Origin of the sequence: Micromonospora sp. NPDC049060 (assembly GCF_040649055.1) — a bacterium.
GTDB classification, from domain to species: domain Bacteria; phylum Actinomycetota; class Actinomycetes; order Mycobacteriales; family Micromonosporaceae; genus Micromonospora; species Micromonospora reichwaldensis.
In genome coordinates, this window is record NZ_JBEZEV010000026.1 from 1 (window position 1) to 16,578 (window position 16,578).

At 72.4% G+C, this 16,578-nt stretch carries 14 protein-coding genes and 2 tRNA genes; 7 read left to right on the top strand and 9 right to left on the bottom strand.

What is annotated here, in order from left to right; all coding sequences use genetic code 11:
* Nucleotides 1–680: 680 nt before the first annotated feature.
* Nucleotides 681–908, top strand: coding sequence for a hypothetical protein (locus AB0B83_RS12935; RefSeq protein WP_121399376.1), 228 nt, complete (start codon nt 681–683; stop codon nt 906–908).
* A 3-nt stretch (nt 909–911) separates the two neighbouring features.
* Here AB0B83_RS12935 and AB0B83_RS12940 read toward each other — a convergent pair whose 3' ends face one another.
* The 6 genes from AB0B83_RS12940 to AB0B83_RS12965 all read right to left on the bottom strand — a co-directional run bounded on the left by AB0B83_RS12940 (nt 912) and on the right by AB0B83_RS12965 (nt 6,412).
* On the bottom strand, nt 912–1,709 hold the full coding sequence (locus AB0B83_RS12940; protein ID WP_357578318.1) for a carbon-nitrogen hydrolase family protein: 798 nt from the start codon (nt 1,707–1,709) through the stop codon (nt 912–914).
* A gap of 148 nt (nt 1,710–1,857) precedes the next feature.
* Nucleotides 1,858–3,153, bottom strand: coding sequence for an ATP-dependent Clp protease ATP-binding subunit ClpX (clpX, locus tag AB0B83_RS12945; RefSeq protein ID WP_151455911.1), 1,296 nt, complete (start codon nt 3,151–3,153; stop codon nt 1,858–1,860).
* 218 nt (nt 3,154–3,371) lie between these two features.
* Nucleotides 3,372–4,034, bottom strand: coding sequence for an ATP-dependent Clp protease proteolytic subunit (locus AB0B83_RS12950; RefSeq protein ID WP_132239239.1), 663 nt, complete (start codon nt 4,032–4,034; stop codon nt 3,372–3,374).
* A 10-nt stretch (nt 4,035–4,044) separates the two neighbouring features.
* Nucleotides 4,045–4,686: an ATP-dependent Clp protease proteolytic subunit gene (locus AB0B83_RS12955; RefSeq protein WP_091628855.1), complete on the bottom strand. Its 642-nt coding sequence runs from the start codon at nt 4,684–4,686 to the stop codon at nt 4,045–4,047.
* Between the two features lie 169 nt (nt 4,687–4,855).
* Entirely contained in the window at nt 4,856–6,202 is a 1,347-nt protein-coding gene (tig, locus tag AB0B83_RS12960) for a trigger factor (RefSeq protein ID WP_132239241.1), read from the bottom strand.
* 136 nt (nt 6,203–6,338) lie between these two features.
* Nucleotides 6,339–6,412, bottom strand: a tRNA-Pro gene (locus tag AB0B83_RS12965).
* 180 nt (nt 6,413–6,592) lie between these two features.
* Between AB0B83_RS12965 and AB0B83_RS12970 the strand changes: the two genes are divergently transcribed.
* Nucleotides 6,593–6,666 (top strand) — tRNA-Gly (locus AB0B83_RS12970).
* A gap of 163 nt (nt 6,667–6,829) precedes the next feature.
* Here the strand turns inward: AB0B83_RS12970 and AB0B83_RS12975 are convergent.
* Together AB0B83_RS12975 and AB0B83_RS12980 are read right to left on the bottom strand one after the other, a co-directional pair.
* The gene (locus AB0B83_RS12975) at nt 6,830–7,420 is read right to left on the bottom strand and encodes an AAA family ATPase (RefSeq protein WP_357578319.1); all 591 of its coding nucleotides are present in this window, start codon (nt 7,418–7,420) and stop codon (nt 6,830–6,832) included.
* Between the two features lie 56 nt (nt 7,421–7,476).
* Nucleotides 7,477–8,709, bottom strand: a complete 1,233-nt coding sequence (locus tag AB0B83_RS12980; RefSeq protein WP_357578320.1) for a hypothetical protein — start codon at nt 8,707–8,709, stop codon at nt 7,477–7,479.
* A gap of 98 nt (nt 8,710–8,807) precedes the next feature.
* On the opposite strand from AB0B83_RS12980, the gene AB0B83_RS12985 reads away from it, so the two are divergent.
* Nucleotides 8,808–9,227, top strand: a complete 420-nt coding sequence (locus tag AB0B83_RS12985; protein ID WP_357578321.1) for an ASCH domain-containing protein — start codon at nt 8,808–8,810, stop codon at nt 9,225–9,227.
* Nucleotides 9,228–9,297: 70 nt separating this feature from the next.
* Here the strand turns inward: AB0B83_RS12985 and AB0B83_RS12990 are convergent, their stop codons facing one another.
* Nucleotides 9,298–9,762: a carboxymuconolactone decarboxylase family protein gene (locus AB0B83_RS12990; RefSeq protein ID WP_225852341.1), complete on the bottom strand. Its 465-nt coding sequence runs from the start codon at nt 9,760–9,762 to the stop codon at nt 9,298–9,300.
* A 146-nt stretch (nt 9,763–9,908) separates the two neighbouring features.
* On the opposite strand from AB0B83_RS12990, the gene AB0B83_RS12995 reads away from it, so the two are divergent.
* The 4 genes from AB0B83_RS12995 to AB0B83_RS13010 all read left to right on the top strand — a co-directional run bounded on the left by AB0B83_RS12995 (nt 9,909) and on the right by AB0B83_RS13010 (nt 16,497).
* The gene (locus AB0B83_RS12995) at nt 9,909–10,775 is read left to right on the top strand and encodes a sigma-70 family RNA polymerase sigma factor (RefSeq protein WP_357578322.1); all 867 of its coding nucleotides are present in this window, start codon (nt 9,909–9,911) and stop codon (nt 10,773–10,775) included.
* Nucleotides 10,776–10,881: 106 nt separating this feature from the next.
* A complete protein-coding gene (locus tag AB0B83_RS13000; protein ID WP_357578323.1) occupies nt 10,882–13,884 on the top strand; it encodes a hsp70 family protein in 3,003 nt (1,000 codons plus the stop codon).
* A gap of 118 nt (nt 13,885–14,002) precedes the next feature.
* Nucleotides 14,003–15,226 carry a S8 family peptidase gene (locus AB0B83_RS13005; protein WP_357578324.1) on the top strand — a complete coding sequence of 408 codons (1,224 nt, stop codon included), beginning with the start codon at nt 14,003–14,005 and terminating at the stop codon, nt 15,224–15,226.
* 173 nt (nt 15,227–15,399) lie between these two features.
* Nucleotides 15,400–16,497, top strand: coding sequence for an FAD-binding oxidoreductase (locus AB0B83_RS13010; RefSeq protein WP_357578325.1), 1,098 nt, complete (start codon nt 15,400–15,402; stop codon nt 16,495–16,497).
* The last annotated feature ends 81 nt before the right edge of the window (nt 16,498–16,578 follow it).

Consider the following 16,578-nt stretch of genomic DNA (forward strand, 5'->3'; position numbering starts at 1 on the left):
AGCGTTCGTCCTGAGCCAGGATCAAACTCTCCAACAAAAACTTGTTGAAAAACTGTCCCGACAACAAAAAGTGTTGCCAAAGGAATCCAAGACCAACAAACCATAAATGGCTTGCCAGTCCGGGGTGTAAATCATAATTGGCACTGGCTTATCAAGCACCCTGTTGAGTTCTCAAAGAACAACCACACACCACTCGGGTGTCCCACATTGTGGGAACCCGCTTGGGGCAACCTCTTTACCTTACTCGGTTCGCTTCCCGTCGTCAACCTCGTGTCCGAGGTGATCAAGGAGTGTTCCGAATTCCACGATGACGCTCGCCGTTTCACGGCGGTCGTTGCTGTCGTGGGGAGCCGCAGACCGGCCGATCGCCACTTCGTGGCCATCCGCCCGGCTCCTGCCGGCTTCCGAACTCTACCCGGTCAGTCTCGCGATCGCAACCCCATCTTGGAGTGTCCTCGCACCGCCCGGATCCTCAGCCTCGCCCGGCGTCTCCGCCACGAGCCTGGTGCCGTTGTCGGCCGGTTTGTCCGGCCTCCCGCGTGCAGAGAGAAAGTTACGCCGCCCGCCCGGAGAAGGCAAATCGGCGTTCGTCACTGTAGATCCGGAACGACCGCCGGCGTCGCGCATTCGTGACGACCACGTGGGTCCGAAGGCGGTCCCGGCGTGCCAGAGTGTCTGTCATGGCTGACCTCCCGCGTACCCGGGTGACCGTGCTCGCCGAGGACGCGCTGACGGGACTGCTGCTGCCGTTCTGGCAGCTGGTCATCGGCGCCTTCGTGGTCTTCGTCGTCCTGGTCTCGGTGGCTCGGCTGGCCCGCCGCGGTCGGTCCCGTATGACGACGGCACTCCTGGTCACGGCCGCCGCGATCGCCGGCTTCGCCGTGCTGGGCGTACTGCTTCAGGGGTGAGCGTCAGAGCCGGCGGTTCGCGAGGCTCGGCAGCTCGGCGCGGATCGTCCGCAGCCGGTCGAGATCGAGGTCGGCGACGGCCAGGCCCGGGCCGTCGGGCACCTGGGTGAGCACCGTCCCCCACGGGTCGACCACCATGCTGCGTCCGTAACAGCTCCGGCTCGGCTCGTGGTCGCCGACCTGCCCCGCCGCGGCGACGAAGCACTGGTTCTCGATCGCCCGCGCGCGCAGCAGCACCTCCCAGTGGTCCCGCCCGGTGTGGACCATGAAGGCCGCCGGCACCACGAGCAACTGGGCGCCGCCCTCGACCACGAGCTGTCGGTACAGCTCCGGGAACCGCAGGTCGTAGCAGATCGACAGGCCGACGCGAAGGCCCTCGACGTCGACGACCACCGGCTGGTCGCCCGGGGCGACGGTGGCCGACTCCAGGTAGGAGACCCGGCCGGGGATCTCCACGTCGTACAGGTGGATCTTCCGGTAGCTGGCGGCGAGCGTGCCCGAGCGGTCGAAGACCAGGGAGGTGTTCCAGGTGCGGGCCGGTTCCGGCCCGCGCTCGTGGATCGACCCGGCGATCAGCCACATGCCCAGCCGCCGGGCGACGCCGGCGAAGAACTGGCCCACCTCGCCGTCGACCGGCTCCGGCTCGGGGAGCCCCGCAGCGGGCCCGAGATAGTCGACGAACTCCGGCAGAAGCGCGAGATCCGCGCCGGCCGCCGCCGCACGTTCCAGCATGGCCTCCGCGGCCGCGAGGTTCGCCTTACGGTCGTCCCGGGAGTTCAGCTGACAGACGGCGACGCGCATGGGGATCAGCGTACGACCGGAGGGGACGCGGCGACAGCGTCGAAGCGGTGCGGGGCTCCCGGGCCACGGGTGGATCGAGCCTCCGGCGTCGGCCGGGCCGGACATGACACCGCGCCCGACCGGAGCGGTCGGGCGCGGCGGCGGTGGATCAGGCCGACTTCTCCTCGCGGTCCCGCCGGGCACGCCGGCCGGTGAACTCGCGGGGAACGATCGTCGGGTTGACGTTCTCGAGCACCACCTCGCGGGTGATCAGCACCCGGGCGGCGTCGGGGTTGCTCGGCACCTCGTACATCACGGAGAGCAGGACCTCTTCCATGATCGCGCGCAGGCCGCGGGCGCCCGTGCCGCGCAGCATCGCCTGGTCGGCGATCGCCTCCAGGGCCGGCGGCTCGAACTCCAGCTCGACGCCGTCGAGCTCGAAGAGGCGCTGATACTGCCGGACCAGGGCGTTGCGCGGCTCGGTGAGGATGCGCACCAGGGCGATGCGGTCGAGGCTGCGCACGTTGGTGATCACCGGGAGCCGGCCGATGAACTCGGGGATCAGCCCGAACTTCAGCATGTCCTCCGGCATGACCTGGCTGAAGATGTCATCGGTCGACCGCTCGGAGACCGACCGGAGCCGGGCGCCGAAGCCCGTGCCGCCGTGGCCGGTGCGGGCCTCGATGATCTGGTCGAGCCCGGCGAAGGCACCACCGCAGATGAACAGCACGTTCGTGGTGTCGATCTGGATGAACTCCTGGTGGGGGTGCTTGCGCCCGCCCTGCGGCGGCACGTTGGCCACCGTGCCCTCCAGCATCTTGAGCAGCGCCTGCTGGACGCCCTCGCCGGAGACGTCCCGCGTGATCGACGGGTTCTCCGACTTGCGGGCGATCTTGTCGACCTCGTCGATGTAGATGATGCCGGTCTCGGCGCGCTTGATGTCGTAGTCGGCGGCCTGGATCAGCTTGAGGAGGATGTTCTCCACGTCCTCGCCGACGTAGCCGGCCTCCGTGAGCGCGGTGGCGTCGGCGATGGCGAACGGCACGTTCAGCATCCGCGCCAGGGTCTGCGCCAGGTGGGTCTTGCCGCACCCCGTCGGGCCGAGCAGCAGGATGTTGGACTTGGCCAGCTCGACAGCGTCACTGCCGGAGCCCGGCGCGCCGGCCGCCTCGGCCTGGATCCGCTTGTAGTGGTTGTAGACCGCGACGGCGAGCGCCTTCTTGGCCTGGTCCTGCCCGACGACGTAGGTGTCGAGGAACTGGCAGATCTCCATCGGCTTGGGAAGCTCTTCCCACTTCACCTCGCCGGACTCGGCCAACTCCTCCTCGATGATCTCGTTGCAGAGATCGATGCACTCGTCGCAGATGTAGACCCCAGGGCCCGCGATGAGCTTCTTGACCTGCTTCTGCGACTTACCGCAGAACGAGCATTTCAGTAGGTCGCCGCCGTCACCGATCCGTGCCACCTACGTTCTCCCTGCACTCGTCGGCCGGAGACCCGGCCCTCGCCTGCGGACGTGGAAGCGTCCGCCTCGTTTCACCCCGCTCGTCCACCCCGCCGGCGTACCGGTGGAGCGGCACAGACCCGACGTTACCCGCTGGCGGGGGTTTCTCCGACCCCCAAAACGGGTGTGTCAGACGGTCGGCCGGGAGCGGACTCCCGGCCGACCGCGACCCGAGCTGTTCAGCTGGCGGCGTTGGCCGCCAGCAGGCCCTTCTTGCGGCTGGTGAGGATGGTGTCCACCAGCCCGTACTCCTTGGACTCCTCGGCCGTCATGATCTTGTCACGGTCGATGTCCTTGCGGACCTTCTCGATCGGCTGGTTGCAGTGCCGCGAGAGCATGTCCTCGAGCTGCGTGCGCATCCGCAGGATCTCCCGGGCCTGGATCTCGATGTCCGAGCCCTGCCCGTAGCCGCCTTCGGTGGCCGGCTGGTGGATGATGATCCGCGAGTTCGGCAGCGCCATCCGCTTGCCCGGGGTGCCGGCGGCCAGCAGCACGGCCGCCGCGCTGGCGGCCTGGCCGAGGCAGACCGTCGAGATGTCCGGCCGGACGTACTGCATGGTGTCGTAGATCGCCGTCATGGCGGTGAACGAACCGCCGGGCGAGTTGATGTACATGATGATGTCGCGGTCCGGGTCGGTGCCCTCGAGCGTCAGCAGCTGCGCCATCACGTCGTTGGCCGACGCGTCGTCGACCTGGACGCCGAGGAAGATGATCCGGTCCTCGAAGAGCTTGTTGTAGGGGTTGGACTCCTTGACCCCGTACGACGTGCGCTCGACGAACGACGGCAGGACGTAGCGGTTGTGCACGGCCGCGAACTGGGGCGGCAGGCTCAGGTCGGTCATCGTCAGCTCCTCAGCTCAGGGTCCCGGCGCCATCCGGAACCTGGGCGGCCCCGATGATCACCTTGTCGATGAAGCCGTAGTCCAGGGCCTCCTGGGCGGTGAACCAGCGGTCGCGGTCGGAGTCCGCCTCGATCTGCGCCTGGCTCTGGCCGGTGTGGTGCGCGACCCGCTCCTGGAACATCCGCTTGGTGTAGAGCATCTGCTCCGCCTGGATGGCGATGTCGGACGCGGTGCCGCCCAGACCGCCGGAGGGCTGGTGCATCATGATCCGCGCGTGCGGCAGGGCGTAGCGCTTGCCCTTGGTGCCGGCGCAGAGCAGCAGCTGACCCATGGACGCCGCCATGCCCATCGCCACGGTCGAGACGTCGTTGTCGATGAACTGCATGGTGTCGTAGATCGCCATGCCGGAGTAGACCGAACCGCCCGGCGAGTTGATCCAGAGGTTGATGTCGCGGTCCGGGTCCTCCGCGGCGAGCAGCAGGAGCTGCGCGCAGATGCGGTTGGCGACCTGGTCGGTCACCTCGCTGCCCAGGAAGATGATGCGTTCCTTGAGCAACCGGTTGTAGACCGAGTCGTCGAGGTTGCCAATGGTGTCGCCACCGCGGGCATCGATCGCCCGGAGCGGCTTCGCTTGGATGTGCATGTCGGTCATGGCAGCCCTTCGCTCTCCGTACCGTCCTACCCGACACTAACCGCTCAGCCGGATGGCAGAGCGCCGGTCCGGGCAGTGTTCGCTATCAGCGCAGTACCGCCGAGGCGTACCCGAAAAGGGAATCGGCCGCCGTCCACCGCAGGCGGCGGACGGCGGCCTCCCCGCACTGTCAGTGCTCGTGGTTGTGCTCGGCCTCGTTCTCGGCGCGCAGCGCGTCGAGGGTGACCTCGTTGCCCGCCGAGTCCTTGATCTTGATGCGCTCCATGACCGAGGCCAGGGCCTTGCCCCGCCGCACGTCACCGAAGACGGCACCGGCCGCGCCCGAGCGGACCAGCTGGTCGTAGTACTGCTGCGGAGCCATCCCGGCGCGCTGGGCCCGGTGCACGATCTCGTGGCCGAACTCGTCGTCGGAGACCTGCACGTCCTCGGCGTCGGCCAGGGTGTCCAGCAGCAGCTGGACCTTGACGCCCTCGGTCGCCGCCTCGGTCAGCTCGGCGTCGATCTGCTCCTCGGTCTTCTCCTCGGCCGCGAGGTATTCCTCCAGCGAGGCGCCGATCCGCTCGAGCTGGTCGACCATCGCCTGCTTGCGGCTCTCGACCTCCTCGCGGACGATGCCCTCCGGCGCCGGCACCTCGGCGGCGGCCACCATCTGCTCCAGCGCCTTGTCGCGGGCGGCGTAGATCTGCTCGACCCGCTTGCCCCGGGTGACCCGCTCCCGCAGGTCGCCGCGCAGCTCCTCGATGGTGTCGAACTCGCTCGCCATCTGGGCGAACTCGTCGTTGAGCTCCGGCAGCTCCTTCTCCTTGACCGTGCGGACGGTCACCGCCACCTCGGCGTCGCGGCCGGCGAAGTCGCCGCCGACGAGCTGGGTGGTGAAGCTGGTGTCCTCGCCGGCGGCCAGGCCGACGACGGCCTCATCCAGGCCCGGGAGGAGCTGCTTGCTGCCGACCTCGTGGGAGATGTTGCTGGCGGAGCCGCCCGGCACGTCCTCGCCGTCGACGGTCGCGTTCAGGTCGATCTGGACGTAGTCGCCCTCCTGGGCGGCCCGCTCGACGGTCTTCAGGGTGGCGAACCGCTCGCGCAGGTTCTTCACCTGCTCGTCGATCTCGCTGTCGTCGATCTGCAGCTCGTCGACGGTCACCTCGATGGTGGCCGGGTCCGGCAGGGTGATCTCCGGGCGGACGTCGACCTCGGCGGTGAAGTTCAGCGAGTCACCGTCGTTGAACTCGGTGATCTCGACCTCGGGGCGGCCGAGCGTCTTCAGGTCGTGCTCGCGGACGGCGGCGAGGATGTTCTGCGGGATGGCCTCCTGCACCGCCTCGTTGAGGACGGTGCCCCGGCCGACCCGCTGGTCGATCACGGCCGCAGGAATCTTGCCCTTGCGGAAGCCGGGCACCTGGACCTGCTGCCCGATCTCCCGGTACGCCTTCCTGAGGCTCGGCTCGAGCTCGACGAACGGCACCTCGATGGCGAGCCGCACGCGCGTCGGGCTCAGAGTCTCGACGGTGCTCTTCACAGGCGTACTCCTTGACGGATCTCGGTTTTAGTCTGGGCGTGATTAGCCCATCGAGTGTAGGCGAGCCGGCCGGACGCACCGGCAGCGGCCGGGGACCGCACAGAGGGCGACCCCGGCGACCGGCCGCGGACGACAGTCGGGGTGGCGGGATTTGAACCCACGGCCCCTCGCTCCCAAAGCGAGTGCGCTACCAAGCTGCGCCACACCCCGTGGCGACGAGCAGTCTATGCCGTCGCGACCCGCCGGAAGTCCCGGGGCGTCCCTCAACGCGCCGAAGGGGGACCAACCGGACATCCGACGCTCCGACACCACCCCGCCGGGGATACGGCCGCGCGGAGCACGCGGGTCATTCGGTACGCTGTCGGCGCGCCCTGCGATGGCGGGGCGCACGCGGGCGTAGCTCAATGGCAGAGCTTCAGTCTTCCAAACTGACGGTGCGAGTTCGATTCTCGTCGCCCGCTCCAGCAGTACCGGCCCAGGTCAGCGGCGTTCTCGCCGAGCCTGGGCCGCTCTCGTCTCAGCCCTCTTTGATCTTGCGTGCCATCGGCGGGCCAGTAGCAGCTGGCGAGCTGCGGTGGCGCCACGTTCCGTTTCAACGCCCGATCCGGCCTGGACCGGAACGTACGGTCAGGGCGCTGACCGAAGCAGGGTGAGGACCGCTTCCTCGATGGGTTCGATGACCGGATCCCCGTGGTCTGAGGTGTCCACTTCGACGACGGCGTCGACTCCGTCCGGCGGCTCGAAGATCGACCGCTTCATTTCGCCTCGCTCGAACTGGGATTCGAGCTGTTGGTCGACAGCCGTGCCGCTGACCGCTCTGGCACGGAGGCGATCGCGGATCACCGCCTCGTCGGCCACGACGTGCACAGCGAGCACTCGTGCGCCACACGTGATCAGCGCATCGAGCAGCGTGTGCGACAACACCGAGGATTCCACGACGAAACTGACCCGTGCGGTCGCGAACAGCCGGGCCGCGTCGGCCATCACAGCCTCAGCGCGGAGGCTGAAGGGACCACCGGCGATGTGGAAATCGGATTCGAGCTGGACGCCGCCACCCTGGGTGACGGAAGCGGAGGACAGCCCGAGGCCGGCCTTCAACTCGTCGCGGGTCAGGAGCGGTAGCCCGAGGCGGCGCGCCGATGCGATGGCGACCGTGGTCTTTCCGGCTCCGGGAGATCCGCAGACGGCAACCACCACCGGCCTCTCCCTTCCGAGCATCCGCCGATGGTGGCAAACCTCCAGCCGGCTGTCGACGGGCCCAGAACTCCTTGAGGTCACGAATGCCGAGAACTTCGGTGCCGACGTACCAGGGCCAGGACGAACAGCAGCAGCGGTACGGCGAGCGTGGCGTACCACCACGGCGGCGCGGCGAACGGAGACGGACGCGGCTCCGGGCCCCCGTACGCGGCACGGGCCAGCAGGTCCCCCGGCACCTCGACGTCGCTGACGCCCTCCGGAGCGGTCAGCAGCACCTGCTCCCGACCCTGGGCGGAGACCGCCGCGAGAACGGTGTGCCGCTTCGCATGGTCCGGCTCCTGCGACTGGCGCTCCACCACCGGTTCACCGTTCCGCCAGGCGACCAGTTCCACCGCTGAGCCGGGAACAGGGGTGGCGTCGCCGACCGGGCGGCCGGTGGCCGCGTCGAGATACTCGATGCGCCAGGAGCGCCGGAGCATCTCGGCGGTGTCGGCGCACCGGTTCGTGGCGCAGCCGTCGTATGCCAGCACGGCGATCCGCCGGCCGTCGGGGCTCCAGGCGCCCCGGCCGGCCAGTTGCCGCTGCTCGCCCAGCTCGACCTGCCACCGCACCCCGCCCCCGACGGGGTCGACCACCACCAGCCGTTCCCGCTCGGCAGCCTCTGCGGTCGGGTCGACCCGGCCCGCCACGGCCAGCAGCGACCCGTCGGGCGACCAGGCCGCCGCGCTGTGGCTGGCGAACGTGCCGACCGGGAGCACCCGCTCCGCCCCGGTCCAGGGGTCGACGGTGAGCACGTCGTCGGGCTTCGACGGGTCGTTGAGCTGCTGGTTGTCCGGCCCGTACGTGATCACGGCGTCGTCGTTGTCCCTGGTGAACAGGACCTGCCTGCCGTGCGGGGACCAGGCCAGCGGGCGCAGGCCCGGCCGGTGCGCGGGCCGTTCGTCGCCCGTCCGCAGGTCGACGAGGCTGCCGGTGCCGGCACGCAGGTACCACCTGCCGTCGGGCGAGAGCATCCCGTGCGTCTCCCCCACGCTGATCGGCAACAGCCGGTAGCCGCCGGCCCGACCGATCACGACCCCGGTGGACTCGAAGTAGCGGGTGTGCGCGGTGAAGAAGAGCACCGAGGCCGGGCCGACCGGGTGCTGCCCCACGGTCGCCTGCCACAGCCACGGGTCCCGTACGCGGCTGGAGACGGCCTCGGCGGGGGCCGCGTCGCGCTGCGTGGCGAGCCAGCCGGGCGTCTGGGCGGCGACGACGACAGTGGCCGCGGCGAGGAAGGTCGCGACGGTCGATGCTCGGCGCGTGCGCATGGGTCCATTAGACCAGCCGGGGCCAGGCATCGGTGGATGCCGACGGCGGCGACGAAAACCCGACCGCCCCGGGCAGCGCTGGCGCGTACCCTTCGGACGTGGAACTTGATGATCTTCCTCCTGCGGAGTTCGCCTTTCCCGGGCCGCTGCGGGACCAGTTGGTGGCCGCGATCCTGTCCGGTGCGAAGACGTCGACGTCCAGCCTCGTGCTCGGCTACGAGCGGACGGACGAGCCGATGCCCGAGGTGGGTCAGCGCTCGGCGGTGGTCGACTCGGCGGGCCGGCGGGTCGCGGTGATCGAGGTGACCGAGGTACGCGTGGTCCGGCTCGGCGACGTCGACCTGCCGCACGCCCTCGACGAGGGCGAGGGGTACGAGTCGGTGGCGCAGTGGCGGGCCGGGCACGAGACGTTCTGGCACAGCGCGGAGGTGCGCGCCGAGCTGGGTGACCCGGGCTTCACCGTCGACGACGACACCGCGGTGCTGCTCGAGCGCTTCCGGCTGGTACACACCGTCTGAGCGCCCCTTGCCGTACGCGGCGACCCGGGCGTGCGGCGGCACGCGCCGTACGCCCGGGTCGGTCGCCCGCTCAGCCCCAGTTCTGCGGGGCGGGCTGGCGGGTGGTGGCGTTCAACCGGTTGAAGAAGTTGGTCGTGGCGAGCCAGAGCACCAGCGCCGCCAGTTCCTTCTCCTCGAAGTGCCGGGCGGCCTCGTCCCACACCTCGTCGGGCACGGGGTCGGCCCGGTCGGCGAGCCGGGTCGCGGACTCGGCGAGCGCGAGCGCGGCCCGCTCGGCGTCGGTGAAGTACGGCGTCTCCCGCCAGGCGGCCAGCGCGAACAGCCGCTCCTCGGTCTCCCCCGCCTTCCGGGCGTTGCGGGCGCCGGAGTCGAGGCAGGCGCTGCACCCGTTGATCTGGCTGGCCCGCAGGTGGACCAGCTCCAGGGTGCTCCCCGGAACCCCGGCCGAGTGGGCCGCCTTGTAGAGCAGATTGATCGCCTTCACCGCGTCGGGAAGCAGGGTCGCGGGGTTCCGCATACGGGCCTGTACGGACATCGTGTGCCGTCCTTCCTGTTACGCTGCCGACGCCCCCGCCGCAGCGCTTTCCTCTTCGTCACCCTGCTGTCGACAGCCGGAGGGGCGACGTGACAGATGTGACCCGGGCCACACGAAGGCCGGAGGCCGACCGGGATGGCGAGGCCGTGACTGACACCGACCTGCTCGCCGAGCGCTTCGAGGAGCAGCGCCAACGGCTGCGCTCCGTGGCCCAGCGGATGCTCGGCTCCCGGGCCGAGGCCGACGACGCGGTCCAGGACACCTGGCTGCGGCTCAGTCGCGCCGACGTCGACGGCATCGAGAACCTGCCGGGCTGGCTCACCACCACCGTCGGGCGGGTCTGCCTCGACCGGCTGGGCTCCAGCGCCGCGCGGCACGAGCGGCCCGCCGACGTGGCCGCCGACGAATCGACCACGCCCGACGCTGGCGAGGCCGACCCCGAGCGGGAGGCGATGCTCACGGAGTCAGTCGGGCGCGCGCTGGACGTGGTGCTCCGGACCCTCGGCCCCACCGAGCGGCTCGTGTTCGTGCTGCACGACATGTTCGCGGTCTCCTTCGACGAGCTCGCGCCCGTGGTCGACCGCAGCCCGGCCGCCGTACGGCAGATCGCCAGCCGGGCCCGCCGGCGTGTGCAGGGCGGATCGCCGGCGCCGGAGGCCGACCGGGCCCGGCAGCGTGGGACCGTCGAGGCGTTCCTCGCCGCGTCCCGCGAGGGGCGCTTCGACGACCTGCTCACCCTGCTCGACCCGCACGTCGTCCTGCGCTCCGACGCGGCGGCCGTGCGGATGGGCGGGGCCGGCGAGGCACACGGCTCGGCCACGGTCGCCAGCTTCTTCGCCGGCAAGGCGCAGGGGGCGGTCCCGGCGTTCGTGGACGGCGCACCGGGGGCGGTGGTGCTCGTCGACGGCCGTACCCGCCTGGTGCTCAGCTTCGTGGTCACCGACCGGATCCTCGGCATCGAGGTGGTCGCCGACCCCGAGCAGATCGCCGGCCTGGACCTGGTCGTCGGGTGACGGTCCGCGCCGCCTGAGTCGCACGTCAGGGCGCGAACGGCGCTGGTGCGGCTGCTGCGTACGATTCGGGGCCGGGCATCCCCTCGTCCCGCGGAGGTAACGGCAGATGGCAGGCCAGCACGAGGGGTACGCCCTCGGCGTCGACCTCGGCACGTCCCACACCGTCGCCGTGCTGCGCCGGCCCGACGGGCACACCCGAGCACTGCTCGTGGACGGGCAGCCGATCATCCCCTCCGGCGTGTACGCCGACGCGGACGGGCTGCTGCACGCCGGCCGGGACGCCCAGCGGCTGGCCCGCACCGATCCGGGCCGGTACGAGCCCAACCCGAAGCGGCGCATCGACGAGCCCGCCGTCGTGTTGGGTGACCGCCGGTATCCGCCGGCCGAACTGCTGGCCGCGACGCTGCACGCGGTGGCCCGGGCGGCCGTCGAGGCGGTCGGGTTCCTGCCCCCGGCGGTGCTGACGTGCCCGGCGACCTGGGACGCCGCCCGCCGCCAGGTGCTGGCCGACGCCCTGGCGACGGCCGGTTGGCCGTCGGCGGCCGAGCACACGCTCTCCGGTCCCACGCCGCCGGGCACCCGGCTGCTGCGGGAGCCGGTGGCCGCCGCCCGCTACTACACGCAGGTGCTGCGCCGCCCGGTGCCGGTGGGCGGGACGATCGCGGTCTTCGACTTCGGCGCCGGAACGCTGGACGTCGCGGTGCTGCGCAACGAGGGCGCCGACCCGTGGGGCGACTCCGGGTTCACGGTCGTCACCGCGGGCGGCGCGGACGACCTCGGTGGCCTGGACGTGGACGCCGCCCTGCTGGCCCGGCTCGGCGAGCTGGTCGCCGAGGCGCACCCCGACCGCTGGGAGCGGCTGACCCGCCCGGAGTCCGCGACCCAGTGGCGGGAGCGGCACGAGCTCTGGGAGAACGTCCGGGGCGCGAAGGAGATGCTGTCGCGGGTGCCGGCGGCGCCGGTGGCCGTGCCGGGGGTGGAGGCGGCGGTCACGCTCACCCGGGCCGACCTGGAGCGGGTGGCCGGGCCGCTGCTGTGCCGGGCGGTGGCGGTGACCCGCGACGTGATCGGCGCGGCCGGCCTCGACCCGCAGCAGCTCTCCGGCCTGTTCCTGGTCGGTGGCGCCACCCGGATGCCGATGGTGGCCCGGCTGCTGCACGCCGAACTTGGCATCGCCCCGACCGTGCTGGAGCAGCCGGAGCTGCCGGTGGCCGAGGGGGCGCTGACCGACCTGCCCCTGCCCCGGCGCGCCCGGGCCGCCGACGCCTTCGCCGCACCCGCGCCACCCCCCGCTCCGGCGCAGCCGGCCGGAGCACCACCGCCCGATCCCGCCGCGCCGGCACCGCAGGCCCCCGCACCGGCACCGCCCGCCGTGCCGGCGCAGCCCGCATCCGCCGGCAGCTCGCCGCACGCGCCCGCCGCGCCGGGGGACGGCGTCGGCGGCCAGGACGGCAGTGCGCCGACCGTGCCCGCCGGCCCGGCCCCCACGCCGACCGCCGTCGCCGGACCGGAGGGCGTGACCCCGGCCCTGCCCGCCGGGCTGACGCCGACCATGGTCGCCGGGCCGCCGGCCGCCCCGACCGTGCCCGCCGCACCGTCACCGCCCGACCCGTTCGCACCGCCGGGCGTACCCCCAGGTGGTCCCGCGGGGGCGTGGCCGGGCGTACCCGTCTCCGGCACGCCGGTGTCGGCATCGCCCGGCGGCGGCCGGAGTGGGCCGGCGCTCCCCCGACGCCGGGCGCTGTGGATCTCGCTCGCCGCCGTGCTCGCGCTCGCCGGCGTGGCGACGGCGGCGGTGCTGTACCTGATCCGGGACCGCTATCCCGCCCTGGAGTTCCGGACCGTCGACCAGCTGACCCGGGTGCCCGCCGGCACGGAACGACCGGCGGACATGTTCACCGCGGTCCTCGGGCAGCGGGCCTATCTCGGGTATCCGCTCGGCGACGGGCGGCTGGAGCTGGTGGCGGTCGACGCCGGCACCGGCGCGGTGAAGTGGCGCAAGCAGACCGCGGTGTCCTCCGACCGGTGGAAGGGGATCGTCGCCCTGCCCGGCGCGGTCGCGGTCTTCGCCGACGCGATCGGCGACGACACCCCCCGGGACCTCGTGCTGCTCGACGGCGCCTCGGGCGACCAGCGGTGGCGCCGGTCGATCCTGGGCAACGACGACGTGATCTTCGGCGACGGCGTCGCGGTGCAGGTGGACCGCGCCGGCAAGCGGCTCGTCGGGCTGCGTCTCGGCGACGGCGGGGAGGTCTGGTCGCAGCCCAGCCCGCGCGACGAGTACGACAACACCCGCACCAGCGTCCACCCGGTCACCACCGACAAGGCCCTGGGCGGCCCGGCCTTCCTCGACGGCTCCCCGCGCGATCCCTGGCGCGGCGAGGTCAACCGCATCGTGCAGGTGGGCGCGGACCGGTCGGTCCGACTGGTCGACATGGGCAGCGGCCAGGTGGTCCGCACCCGTGCCGGGGTGGCCGACCACGACGACCTGGTGGTGGCGCACGAGGACCGCCTCTACGTGGCCCGCGACGACGCCGGTTACCAGTTGCTCGCGTACGACCTGACGAGCGACGCCCAGCCGAAGGTGCTGTACACGGCCGAGGACGACAAGCGCCGCCCGGAGGCCCTGGTGCCCTGCGGCGAGCGGCGGGCGTGCCTGCTGGAGGTGACCGGCGGCGACGACGAGACCACCGAGGTCGTGGCGGCCACCGAGGAGAAGGTGAGCCGGTGGAAGGCGCCCCGGGCGACCCGGCTCGTGCCGCTCGGCGAGCACCTGCTCGCCCGGCGGACCTCCCCGGAGTCGGCCGGCACACTGTTCGGCCCCGACGGTCGCGCCGTGCTCGCCGATCGTGGCGGGGTGGCGGTCCGGCTGGACGCGGGCAACCTGCTGCTCCTCGCCGACCCGCCCAGCTCGGTCGAGGACGACCGCAGCGTCGCCGGGCTCTCGGTGGGCTCGGGTGAGGTGGCCGAGCTGGGCCAGCTGGCGGACGTACGCAGCGACACGTGCTCGTGGAACACCAGCGTGATCGCCTGCGGTGCCGGCAGGCAGAGCGGGGACGCCGGGGCGGAGTCCCCGTACGGATTCGTGCTCTACCGCTTCGCCGGGTAGCCGACACCCCGACAGGCATTCAGATGGATCTATATAGCCGATAGCCTCCTCTCAACGGCCAGGCTGCTCCGCGTCCGGTCACGAGCCGGCGCGGGGCCGACAGGAGGAGGACCGGCAGATGACACTTCCCCGTACCCGGCGATGGCGGGCCCGCACGGTGGGCGTACTCGCCGCCGCCGCGGTCGTCGCCGCGATGGGCACCCCCGCGGCGGCCGCCCCGGCCACCGGCGAGATCCTGCACGCCGACGCCCCGAACGCGGTGACCGACGGATACGTCGTCGTGCTCAGGGACGACGCGATCGGACGCGCCGACGACCGGCGGGCCACCGTCGCGGACACCGCCGGCCGCCTGGCCGACCGCTACGGGGCCACCGTCGACCGCGTCTACGGGCACGCGCTCAACGGATTCGTGGCGCACCTGCCGGAGCGGGCCGCCCGGCGGCTCGCCGCCGACCCGGCCGTGGCGTACGTGGAGCGCGACCGGGTGGTGACCCTCGTCGGGCCGGGCGTGCAGCTCAACCCGCCCTCGTGGGGCCTGGACCGCATCGACCAGCGCAACCTCCCGCTCAACGGCCGGTACGCCTACCCGAACACCGCGCACAACGTGCACGCGTACGTCATCGACACCGGCATCCGGAGCACGCACGGCGACTTCGGCATCCGGGCCGGCGGCGGCGTCGACCTCGTCGACGGCGGCCCGGCGGACGACTGCAACGGCCACGGCACCCACCTCGCCGGCACCATCGGCGGCACCCGGCACGGGGTGGCGAAGGAGATCCAGCTGCGGCCGGTACGGGTGCTCAACTGCGCCGGCAGCGGCACCTTCTCCCAGGTGATCGCCGGGGTGGACTGGGTCACCGCGAACGCCGTGCGGCCGGCGGTGGCGCTCCTGGCGCTCGGCGGCGGCGCCAGCACGGCGCTGGACGCCGCGGTGAACCGGTCGATCTCGTCCGGGGTGACCTACGCGGTCACGGCGGGCAGCTCGAACGCCAACGCCTGCAACTACTCCCCGGCGCGGGTCGCGGCGGCGCTCACCGTGGCGGGCACCACCAGCACCGACGCCCGGATGCCGAGCGGCAACCACGGCAGCTGCATCGACCTCTTCGCCCCCGGCGCCAACATCACCTCCACCTGGCACACCGGCGACGCGTCGGTGACCACCATCAGCGGCAGCTCGATGGCCGCCGCGCACGTCACCGGCTGCGCCGCGCTCGCCCTCTCGGCCAATCCGACCTGGAGCCCGGCGCAGGTGGCCGCGTACCTGGTCGGCAGGGCGACGACCGGAGTGGTGACGGGCGTCGTCAGCGGTACGCCGAACCGCCTGCTCTACTGCGGCCCCTGACCCACGCGGCCCGCCGCACCGGCGGGCCGCACGGCTCACCCGCGGCCGCGGCCGTGGACTCCGGCTGCGGCCGCGGCTGCGGTCGCGGCCGTGAACTGCGGCTGCGGCTGCGGCGGGAGATCGATGTTCGGCGGGCCTTGTCCGCACAGGGCCCGCCGACTACCGTTCAATCGATGATCGACTATCTGGTCATCGGCGGCGGAATCGCGGGCGCCAGCGCCGGACACCACCTCGCCGCGTACGGGACCGTGGTGCTGCTGGAGATGGAGCAGGCCCCCGGCCAGCACTCCACCGGCCGCTCGGCCGCCGTGTTCTCCGAGTACTACGGCGGGCCGGCGGTGCGCGCGCTGACCCGGGCCAGCCGGGGCTTCCTCACCGCGCCGCCGCCGGGGTTCGCCGAACACCCGCTGCTCACTCCGCGCGGCACGCTCAGCCTCTGCCCACCGGGCAGCGAGGACGCCTTCGAGGCGGCGCTGCGCGACGGGGCCGAGGTGGACCCGCCGGCCCGCGAGATCGACGTCGCCGACCTGCCCCGGCACTGCCCCGTCGTGCGGCCGCAGTGGTGCCGGCGGGCGATGGTGAAGCCGGCCGTGCGGGACCTCGACGTCGCCGCGCTGCACCAGGGCTACCTGCGCGGCATCCGGGCGGCCGGCGGCCGGGTCGTGTGCGGCGCGCGGGTACGCTGGCTGCGGGGCGGCGGCGACGGTTGGCAGGTGGACACGGACGCCGGCGAGTTCAGCGCCCGGGTCGTCGTCAACGCGGCGGGCGCCTGGGCCGACGAGGTCGCGACGGCGGCCGGCGTACGACCGGCGGGGTTGACGCCCCTGCGGCGCACCGCCTTCCTGGTGGACGCGCCGGCCGGCGTCCCTGCGGGGGACTGGCCGATGGTCAACGACGTCGACGGCACCTTCTACTTCAAGCCGGAGTCGGGGCGCCTGCTGGTCTCCCCGTGCGACACCACTCCCGTGCCGCCGGGCGACGCCCGCCCCGACGACCTCGACGTGGCGATCGGCGCCGACCGGGTACAGGCGGCGACCACACTGGACATCCGCCGCGTCCACCAGCCCTGGGCCGGGCTGCGGACCTCCGCCCCGGACGACGTGCCCGTGATCGGCCCGGCACCCGACGCGCCGGATTTCCTCTGGATGGCCGGGCTCGGCGGCTACGGCGTCCAGACCTCGCCGGCGGCGGGCGCCCTGCTCGCCGCGCTGGCGGTCGACGCCCCGCCCCCGGTCGATCCCACCCCGCTGTCCCCGTCCCGCCTCCCCTGACCGACCCGGCACCCCGCCGCTCGGCCGCCCGGCCACGCGCGTCGGTTTCATCAGGTTGGCGGCAGCCGAGGAGATCGCCTC

Excerpts from the sequence above, each read along its gene's own strand:
- AB0B83_RS12935 (WP_121399376.1), top strand. The coding sequence starts at position 681 with ATGGCTGACCTCCCGCGTACCCGGGTGACCGTGCTCGCCGAGGACGCG.
- AB0B83_RS12940 (WP_357578318.1), bottom strand. The coding sequence starts at position 1,709 with ATGCGCGTCGCCGTCTGTCAGCTGAACTCCCGGGACGACCGTAAGGCG.
- AB0B83_RS12950 (WP_132239239.1), bottom strand. The coding sequence starts at position 4,034 with ATGACCGACCTGAGCCTGCCGCCCCAGTTCGCGGCCGTGCACAACCGC.
- AB0B83_RS12955 (WP_091628855.1), bottom strand. The coding sequence starts at position 4,686 with ATGACCGACATGCACATCCAAGCGAAGCCGCTCCGGGCGATCGATGCC.
- AB0B83_RS12975 (WP_357578319.1), bottom strand. The coding sequence starts at position 7,420 with ATGCTCGGAAGGGAGAGGCCGGTGGTGGTTGCCGTCTGCGGATCTCCC.
- AB0B83_RS12980 (WP_357578320.1), bottom strand. The coding sequence starts at position 8,709 with ATGCGCACGCGCCGAGCATCGACCGTCGCGACCTTCCTCGCCGCGGCC.
- AB0B83_RS12990 (WP_225852341.1), bottom strand. The coding sequence starts at position 9,762 with ATGTCCGTACAGGCCCGTATGCGGAACCCCGCGACCCTGCTTCCCGAC.
- AB0B83_RS13000 (WP_357578323.1), top strand. The coding sequence starts at position 10,882 with ATGGCAGGCCAGCACGAGGGGTACGCCCTCGGCGTCGACCTCGGCACG.
- AB0B83_RS13005 (WP_357578324.1), top strand. The coding sequence starts at position 14,003 with ATGACACTTCCCCGTACCCGGCGATGGCGGGCCCGCACGGTGGGCGTA.
- AB0B83_RS13010 (WP_357578325.1), top strand. The coding sequence starts at position 15,400 with ATGATCGACTATCTGGTCATCGGCGGCGGAATCGCGGGCGCCAGCGCC.